Origin of the sequence: Oceanobacillus indicireducens (assembly GCF_014647195.1) — a bacterium.
GTDB lineage: Bacteria > Bacillota > Bacilli > Bacillales > Amphibacillaceae > Oceanobacillus > Oceanobacillus indicireducens.
Genome location: NZ_BMOS01000041.1, coordinates 12736 through 21505 on the forward strand (window position 1 = coordinate 12736; position 8770 = coordinate 21505).

8 protein-coding genes are annotated in these 8770 nt (G+C 39.9%); 3 read left to right on the top strand and 5 right to left on the bottom strand.

The genetic code is table 11. The features are described from left to right. The coding region (locus IEX94_RS19915) for an FAD-linked oxidase C-terminal domain-containing protein (RefSeq protein ID WP_308425624.1) at positions 1 to 221 on the top strand (221 nt) is incomplete at its 5' end. A gap of 425 nt (positions 222 to 646) precedes the next feature. After that, positions 647 to 2413, top strand: a complete 1767-nt coding sequence (locus tag IEX94_RS17575; protein ID WP_188859291.1) for an L-lactate permease — start codon at positions 647 to 649, stop codon at positions 2411 to 2413. Between the two features lie 145 nt (positions 2414 to 2558). On the opposite strand, the gene IEX94_RS17580 is transcribed toward IEX94_RS17575, so the two are convergent. From IEX94_RS17580 to IEX94_RS17590, 3 genes are all read right to left on the bottom strand, one after another. Next, positions 2559 to 3488, bottom strand: a complete 930-nt coding sequence (locus tag IEX94_RS17580) for an SDR family NAD(P)-dependent oxidoreductase (protein ID WP_188859292.1) — start codon at positions 3486 to 3488, stop codon at positions 2559 to 2561. Between the two features lie 60 nt (positions 3489 to 3548). Further along, complete coding sequence (locus IEX94_RS17585; RefSeq protein ID WP_188859293.1) at positions 3549 to 4121, bottom strand: TetR/AcrR family transcriptional regulator; 573 nt, start codon at positions 4119 to 4121, stop codon at positions 3549 to 3551. Between the two features lie 494 nt (positions 4122 to 4615). Then, positions 4616 to 4786, bottom strand: coding sequence for a hypothetical protein (locus tag IEX94_RS17590; RefSeq protein WP_188859295.1), 171 nt, complete (start codon positions 4784 to 4786; stop codon positions 4616 to 4618). Positions 4787 to 5297: 511 nt separating this feature from the next. Here IEX94_RS17590 and nhaC point away from each other — a divergent pair. Then, a complete protein-coding gene (gene nhaC, locus IEX94_RS17595; RefSeq protein ID WP_188859296.1) occupies positions 5298 to 6689 on the top strand; it encodes a Na+/H+ antiporter NhaC in 1392 nt (463 codons plus the stop codon). Between the two features lie 53 nt (positions 6690 to 6742). Here nhaC and IEX94_RS17600 read toward each other — a convergent pair whose 3' ends face one another. Together IEX94_RS17600 and IEX94_RS17605 are read right to left on the bottom strand one after the other, a co-directional pair. Continuing rightward, positions 6743 to 7678 (bottom strand): ferrochelatase, encoded by a 936-nt coding sequence (locus IEX94_RS17600; protein WP_188859298.1) that lies wholly within the window; start codon positions 7676 to 7678, stop codon positions 6743 to 6745. Positions 7679 to 7682: 4 nt separating this feature from the next. Beyond that, complete coding sequence (locus IEX94_RS17605) at positions 7683 to 8687, bottom strand: ABC transporter substrate-binding protein (protein ID WP_188859300.1); 1005 nt, start codon at positions 8685 to 8687, stop codon at positions 7683 to 7685. Positions 8688 to 8770 lie beyond the last annotated feature (83 nt).

Here is an 8770-nt window from a genome sequence, read left to right on the forward strand (position 1 = left end):
CAGATGTCGGTGGATCGATTACGGGTGAACATGGGGTCGGGATTGAAAAATCAGCCGAGATGCGTTTTATTTTTACGGATGAAGAGATAGCAGCGCAAACAAATATCCGTAATGTATTTAATCCGAAAGACTTGCTGAATCCAGGTAAACTATTCCCACAGCCCGGACGCTGTGTTGAAGTAACGAGGCGAGACCAGAAAGAAATGCATTTTGTTCAATAAGTTAATAGAAAACGATTTAATACGAATGAGGGAGCAACGGGGACTGTTGTACGAAAGCGATTAGCTTTATCCGATTAAAAGAAGATAACATAACTTTCAGGGCACTTTACGAAGATTCGCTAGTATATTCCGATTTAGAGCATTTTTATAAAAGAAAAAGACATTTTTGTTAACGCTTACAAAGGTGAGTGTTATTATCCGTTATGCCGATTAAACAAGTATACGCCTCGTGCGCAGCCTTGAAAGAGAGGGTTGAAATAATATGTAAAATATATGGAACTAGCGAACTTCAAAATCCAGTACAGCAAGAGGCAACATAACAAAATGGAGGAAAACCCCACAATTATCATGAAGCAATAATATTACCTCTTAAGAAGTAATATAGTTGTTGTTTAATAGAAAAGAAATCCAAGGAGGAGAAAAAAATGGGGGATGGAATATTAGCTATTCTGGCATTACTTCCGATTATTGTTGTTGCAGTCTTTTTAGTAGGATTAAAGTGGCCTGCGAGTAAAGCAATGCCGCTATCCTACATCGTTGCAGTACTTCTGGCACTATTTGTCTGGGATGTAGCCTTTCCGCAAGTTGCAGCTGCTTCCGTTCACGGTCTGATCGTTGCTGTCACATTATTATTTATTATTTTTGGTGCGATTTTACTATTGAACACGTTACAGGAAAGTGGAGGTCTGCACACGATTCGCCGCGGTTTTACAGATATTTCCCCAGACCGGCGTATTCAGGTCATTATCATTGCTTGGCTGTTTGGCTCGTTTATTGAAGGTTCTGCAGGATTTGGTACACCTGCAGCTGTTGTTGTACCATTAATGGTTGGACTTGGGTTTCCGGCAATGGCTGCAGTTGTCGCAGGCATGGTTATTCAAAGTACACCAGTATCATTCGGAGCTGTTGGAACACCAATGATTGTTGGGGTTGGTACGGGTGTTGAACCACTTACGCAAATAACGGATGTTTCCGGTTTCGTTTTTGATGTTGCTGCAAAAGTAGCCACCCTTCATGTTGTTGCAGGGTTGTTGATACCATTATTTTTAGTTGGAATTTTAACGAAATTTTTCGGGAAAAACAAATCATTTAGTGAGGGCCTGAAGGTATGGAAGTTTGCTTTATTTGCAGCACTTGCAATGACGATTCCCTATATTATCGTTGCATATTTATTAGGCCCTGAATTTCCAGCGCTGCTTGGCGGATTTATTGGACTCGCAATTGTCATTCCTGCTGCCCAAAAAGGCTTCCTTACACCAAAAGAAGAAGATACCTGGGACTTTGAGAAAAAAGATCGCTGGGATCCAACTTGGACCGGTCGGGTTGAACTGAAAAACAGTGAAATTTATGCAGGTAAAATCAGCATGTGGCGCGCATGGGCTCCGTATGTATTGATTGCTGCCTTTTTACTCATTTCAAGACTGACAGTAGTTGGAGACTGGCTTAAATCTGTAGAGATCGTAATACCTAATATTTTTGGAACTAATATTAGTTCCAGTTGGGAAATTTTATTTTCCCCAGGTTTTATTTTTATCGTTGTTGCCGTCATTACCTACTTTATACACGGAATGAAACCAAGCGATTTTGGAAGGGCGTGGAAGGCATCCGGTAAAACAATCATTGCTGCCAGTACAGCCCTTGTGTTTACGGTTCCGATGGTGCAAGTATTTATCAATACGGCAGGAGGAGCAGCGGGATATCCGGAAATGCCGATAGCTTTAGCGGAAGGCGTGGCAAATCTTGCAGGTTTCATGTATCCGATTTTTGCAACATTTATTGGAGGGATCGGAGCATTTGTAGCTGGAAGTAATACGGTAAGTAATATGATGTTTTCCTACTTCCAATTCGGGGTCGGCGAACGGATTGGTGCTGACCCTTCCTGGATAGTTGCTCTGCAGGCGGTTGGTGGTGCAGCAGGTAACATGATTTGTGTGCATAATGTTGTAGCGGCATCAGCTGTTGTTGGACTTGTAGGAAAAGAAGGGCATGTCATACGTAAAACGCTTCTGCCGTTTTTCTATTATTCGCTTTTAGCAGGATCTATCGGCTATTCCATTATATGGACCGCGGAAAAAGGAATTTTTAATATCGGTTCAATCATTGCGCTAGTTATTTGGACGATTGCGATTTACATTATTGCGACAAACAACAAGCGCTTGAATGCAATTGGAGGAAATAAGAAGAGCGCATAAGCAGGGCTGCGGTGACTAACATAACGAGTGTCAAGTCAAATAATCCCCATCTATTTTCAGATAAGGATTATTTGACTTGACACCTACAAAGAATAAGACATGTAAGATTGTAACTAACGAATAAGGTGCCTGTAGTTTCTATGTTCTACTTTCGATAAGAATCAATCGTCTTTCTCAAACCTTCAACATAAGCTGTTCGTGGTACCGGACCAATACGTTCTTCATATTTTCTTCCATCTAATACGACTGGTTCCTCAGCTAAATATTGCATCTCCGCAAATTCTCGCATTTGCTTATCAAATAAGCCGAGGAAACGAAGCATATTTCTAGTAACGATACCTACTTGTTTCTTATATCCAGTCATTTCACGAGCAATTTGAATAATTTCTTCTCCGGAAATCACATCATATGCAGGGATATTCCAGCATTCTCCATAAGCTTCCTCACGCAATGCAAGCTCAACAATAGCCCTTGCTCCATCTGGTGTATAAATATGTTCTCTTAATACCCCCTGTTTGCCTATAAATCTGGCTTTCTTATTCACTGTAATATCCCTAAGCAAATAGTTTAGTTGTCCGTTTTCGGCATATGGTCCATAAAAGTCTGGAAAATGTGCAATAACATACGGAACGCCCGATTGTTTGTATAGGTTTTCCATTTCTAAGCGCAACTTGCCCTTTCTTGTATTTGGACTTTTTGGAGTCGTTTCCGATATTTTTTTACCATTACTTCTACCGTAAGCATATATGTTATCCACCACCGCAATCCTCGCTGAAAAGTTCCTAGCAGTACGAATCACTTTTTCATTCAAAGGGATTAAGTTTTGCTTCCAATCCGCATAGGGAAGATTGATGGCCTGAAAAATAATATCAATACCATTTGCAGCACTTTCTAATTGTTTTAGCTGAAATGCATCACCAGGTTGAATAATCACGTTCGGTTCTGCTCCAAACATCTTTTTCAGCTTTTCTTCTGTACGTGCGAAGGCAACCACTTTCACTCCCCGTTGAGCAAGCTCCTTAACAATTGAATAACCCATACCACCTGTTGCTCCTAATACTAATGCTTTTTTCATTATTTCTCCTCCTGTAATTAATTAACCACTGGTCAATTCTATGTAAAAAAAGAGATGTGCTTAAGCTGAAGTCCACCTAAGCAACATGTTAGCATGAAATTCGGCGGCTCTTTTCACATCATCAAATGTTGTCACATGTCCTAAATAATGAGATACAAAGCCGTGTAAAGAAATAAAGATCGACCAAATCTCCTGGATGGACATTTCCTTCTCGCTTAACTTACTAACTTGCCTTGCGAAATTTTGATATGTCAGCATCGGACTTTCACTCATAAAGTTTCTTACTTCATCATTCTTGATCATAAACATAATCTCATAATGATTTTGATGCGTTAATCCAAACTCAATATACCCGAGATAAAGCTTCCGCAGCTTCTCCTCATTAGACGCTTCTCCATCCACAATCTCTTCAATTCTCTGGTTAAGCATGAGAAAATGATCCTTTACCAATGCATAAAATAACTCGGCTTTGTTTTTAAAATGATAATAAATTGCTCCATGACTATAATTCAATTTCGTTGCAATCTGTCGCATGGAAACTTGTTGATAATCTTTTTCAGCAAACAAATCTCTCGCAGCATCCATAATCATCTCACGCGTTAATTCCTTTTCCACTGCTTTTCTAGCTGCCATGATCGTGTCTCCTTTAATTAACCAGTGTTCAATTGTAGTATATAACATTAAATAAAGACTTGCAATATATAGAAATGCGTACAAGATGTGATGGTAGATATGGAGGAGTGGAGCTGACTAATTTGAACCTCTTATGACTGAAGTCACGTTGAAACTCCCTATTTATGGAGGAATCTTCTTGAATATTTCATTTGGAAGAACATGCTCAATTATTTATATATCTGAAATAAAGTGTGTAGGTAATCTAATTAGTTCAAATTTTTGACTGGATCAAATTGATCAACGGGTGATAGAACAAATGGCTGAACATGTTTCCTGAAGGGAGCAAAAAACAGAGACAGAATTCATTGTCCCTTAAGATGGGCAGTAAAATTCTGTCTTGGGAAGTATAGAGTGTTTTTGCTGAGTATTCTATTGTAGACATTGCTGAGTTTGTAATTAATGATGAATGGTTAATTAGTGAAGCTCTGCATAAAATTAAATGATTTTTATGCTCAGTGATCTGTATTGTCAATTTTTTGATGTTCCCGGTCGTTCTGTTGCTTAAGGATGACATAATATTGCTCCGAACCGAGTCCACCTTCATTAATCATGTCTGCAATTTCCCTGGAGCGTGTTTCCTTTGTTCGGTCAATCGTAATTTTTTGTTTTTTATGATTAGGCATATTAGAATCCTCCTTTCTTCCTTTCGTTTTAACAGAAGTTTGGATTATTTGCTTTATTACGTAATAATTTATATTCACTTTCTCTATATGCGGTTAATACGCATATAATGAAAGATTGGTTGACTAATTACCGTAAATTGCTTATCATTTAAGAACATCAATACATCATTGAATAAACGCATTAATTCACTAAAGTGTTTTAGTAATATAAGAAATTATAAAATAAAATGCTGTAATAACTTAGGTATCCAGGGCTAGCCGCGTCCGGCTCCAGCGCCCAGCAACTAGCAGATCTTTTGGTGGGACGAGCAGTGCGCAGTCCCAAACTTCACACTCCTCCAATCGATAAGTCAACATCGGCTCTCTACGTTCGCCGTGTTTCCTTTATCTCATTCCGGAGTGCTCCAGTTTGTACGTTGCTAAACGGGCGCTTGCGCCTTTGTTTAGTGATTTTAAGGACTGTTATATTCTAAGCATGTAAATAGATTTTTAGAAAATAACGGAGGATAGGATGAAGAAGAGCATAACCTTTACAAAATCACTCATTCCAATAATCGGTTTAATCATTGCAGGAGCAAGTTCTATTTTCATTTGGGATGCTGGCATGAGTTTTCCGTTAATCGTTGGGGTGATATTAGCTTCCATCATGGCTGTTCGTTCTGGGTGGGAGTGGAATGAAGTTCAAAAGATGATGGCAAACGGTGTAAGCAGGGTTTTGCCAGCATTGTTTATTTTATTAACGATCGGTATGATTATAGGATCCTGGATAGCTAGTGGGGCGATTCCTACGATGATTTACTATGGCATGATGCTGATTAATCCGGCCTGGTTTGTTCCAATCACTAGCCTTGTAACGGGGATTGTGTCCATTACACTTGGAACATCCTTTACCGCTATCGCAACAGTAGGGATAGCTTTTATGGGAATTGGTGATGCATTAGGATTTTCTCCGGCACTTGTTTCTGGAGCTATTGTTTCTGGAGCGTTTTTTGGAGATAAACTCTCCCCATTGTCTGACACAACAAATATTGCTGCGGCGATGGTTGAAACAGATTTATTTAGTCATGTTAAACATATGTTATGGGATACGATTCCTGCATTCTTGCTAGCACTTGGATTATTTTGGATGATCGGGAAATCTGAAGTGACGGATATTAAATTGGATTCAGCTTTGATTGATATGTTCATGGAAACGTTAAATGATTGGTTTGTCATTCATCCATTATTATTACTGCTTCCAGTCTTTACTATTTTTTTAATGATCAGGCGGGTGCCGGCACTACCGGCATTAATGAGTGTTGGTTTATTGGGTGCTGCTATTGCTGTCGTTGTACAAGGAAGTTCTATTGCGTCAACCGTTCAAGCAATGTCAACTGGCTTTGCAATCGAGACGGGTGTTGAAGCTGTAGATTCCCTATTAAATCGCGGCGGGTTTACCTCCATGCTGGAGACAGTCGGTATCTTAATTGTTGCCACAGCTTTTGGTGGTATTCTAGAAGAAACGGGATCATTTAAAGTCTTAACAAGAAAACTGTTGGAGAAGGTAAAGACAACCGGATCTTTAATCGCATCTACCTTATTAACCACTTCTGTTGTTGTGTTAGCAAGTGGGGAGCAATATTTATCTATTATATTGCCGGGAAGAACCTTTGTGCAGAAATATAAAGAAATGAATATTGATACGAAAAACTTATCTAGAACAGTTGAATCAATGGCTACGGTTGGCATAAACCTTGTGCCTTGGAGTGTGACCGCAGTGTTTGCCTCGGGAATTCTAGGAGTAAGTGCTTGGGAATACATACCATATGCATTCTTTATTTATCTTGTTCCATTGATAAACCTGCTGTTTGGGTTTACTGGATGGACGATTGCTAGAAAAGATTATAGCGAAGAGAAGCTATAAGTAAATAAAAAGCCTATCCCAATGGGGAGAAAGGCTTTTTATTTTTGTACGGATTATTTAATGGTAGCGGCCCCAGTTTCCATCTGCAACTCTACGGAGAGATGATCACATAACGCATCAACAAAATCCGCACTGTCATTTAAGTATTCACTTTGCACGGCGCTCATGCCAAGCCCCTTCGCCTTATTGATCGCATCCGTTGTAATCTCCTGGATCGCTTCAATATTTTCTATAACGGACAGTGCTTCAATAAAGATAACGGCTGGGACGTTTTTTGCATGCAGCTCATCAACTACATCAAGCACATCCGGCCCTAACCAGCGCTGGGGAAGAGGTTTACCGCTCCGATAAGCTAGATGGTAGTCTTTAACAGGAAGAGAATCGGCAACCTTCTTAGCCAATGTTTCGTATTGCATAATCATCGTTTGATGTGCTTTCGGAACGCCGGGCTTGCTGTGGACCGTGAACACGATTTCCGCTTGCTTTCGTTCCGCTTCTGGCAGCCATTCGTAAGCGGTTTTCGCACGGTCAGCTAAAACTTCGACAAATTGGTCATGATCACAGTAGGTTGCTACATGGACGATTTTCGTTTGGTCATTTTCTTCCCGAAATATTTTGGTGAATCGCTTTTCATATGCATTACTGCCCGTAAGCGAATCAAATGGTGTGAGACTGAATGTAGCGATTCGCTTCGGGTTTAGCTTAATACATTCCTCAGCAACGGTTTGAATCGATGGTTCTGTATGGTGGTTGGCTACATAGACAATCCATTTTTCACCAGATTCTTTCGTTAATTTCTTTACCAATGCTCGGCCGACGCGTGCTGTATTCGCTCCTAAAGGGTCAGCCATGCCGTGTGCCTCATATGTCTTGACCCCTGCAGCGATATTTTCCTCTGTAGCTGTTCCATGATAAATATCATTGTAAAATCCAGCAACATCATCAATCGACGTGAGACTTCCATAACTAAATAAAACAAGAATATTCATTGAATCACTCCAATCCATATATCCAATCAACCATAATCTCAAGTCCTTTAATTACTTCCACGTTTGGGTTCATTAAATATTTTACATCAAGCAATTTGACTCGGTCGTTTTCAATTGCTTGCAGACTACCCCAGCCGGGATTCTCACTTAATTCGGTGAAATCTTCTTCCCCATTACCAAAGAAGTCAAGCAGGAAAATATAATCCGGATCCATCTTCATCACTTGTTCAATGGAAGCGGGAGTAGAGCCTTCCAAGCCGATTTGATCCACTGCAGGTGTTGCTCCAGCTAATTGGATTAAATCATAGGAAATGTTTCCAGGTCCCATCATGAATGGTCCGGTTCCTGCTCCGACTTCCGAAAGAACTAAGACAGATGGTGCATCTTGATCTTCTGGAATTTTACCTTGAATTGCTGTGATATCATTTTCCATCTGTTCAATCAATTCGGCTGCTTTTTCCGTTTCTCCAACTGCTTGACCGATTACTTCGATATTTTCCATGAATTGGGCAAGTGTACCCATCGTTTCAAAAGTAATAATCGGTAGGTCAATTTCACTTAAAATACTGCTCGCATCTTCTTCCTGCCCATGCATTTTCGTTAGTAAAAGTAAATCTGTTTCATAGGCGAGGACTTCTTCTGGATCAATATATGCCGCCGTAGAAACCCGATTAGGAATTTCCTCGGCCTTTTCGGTATGTGTTGACAAATGTTCATCTTCAACAGAACTAGAGATAGCGACAACTCTGCTTGGATCGACAAGTTCCAGTAAAATTTCCGTTACGTCAAGCGATAATGGTAAGATATTTTCCGGTTTTTCATTGATTGTTATTTCTTCCCCATCATGTTCAATCGTTACTGGAAAATCTTGTGTATTTTTGTCTTCTGCGGTTTCAACTTTATTACCGTCTTTCGCTTCTTCTGTATTCGTTCCATCAGTCGATCCGCAGCCAATTAGAAATATGGCGATACATAATATACTGCTTACAATAAATAGATTCCTTTTCATTGTATTCCTCCTCGAACATGATTCCCTTTTTAATGGTTTTCCGAAAGAAGTCTCCCATCCTCAAGGAATGTGAAGCTGCGAAT

Bases quoted from the DNA above. Each gene is read 5' to 3' on its own strand.
- IEX94_RS17590 (WP_188859295.1), bottom strand. From the start codon at position 4,786: ATGCCTAATCATAAAAAACAAAAAATTACGATTGACCGAACAAAGGAA.
- nhaC (WP_188859296.1), top strand. From the start codon at position 5,298: ATGAAGAAGAGCATAACCTTTACAAAATCACTCATTCCAATAATCGGT.
- IEX94_RS17605 (WP_188859300.1), bottom strand. From the start codon at position 8,687: ATGAAAAGGAATCTATTTATTGTAAGCAGTATATTATGTATCGCCATA.
- IEX94_RS17585 (WP_188859293.1), bottom strand. From the start codon at position 4,121: ATGGCAGCTAGAAAAGCAGTGGAAAAGGAATTAACGCGTGAGATGATT.
- IEX94_RS17600 (WP_188859298.1), bottom strand. From the start codon at position 7,678: ATGAATATTCTTGTTTTATTTAGTTATGGAAGTCTCACGTCGATTGAT.
- IEX94_RS17580 (WP_188859292.1), bottom strand. From the start codon at position 3,488: ATGAAAAAAGCATTAGTATTAGGAGCAACAGGTGGTATGGGTTATTCA.
- IEX94_RS17575 (WP_188859291.1), top strand. From the start codon at position 647: ATGGGGGATGGAATATTAGCTATTCTGGCATTACTTCCGATTATTGTT.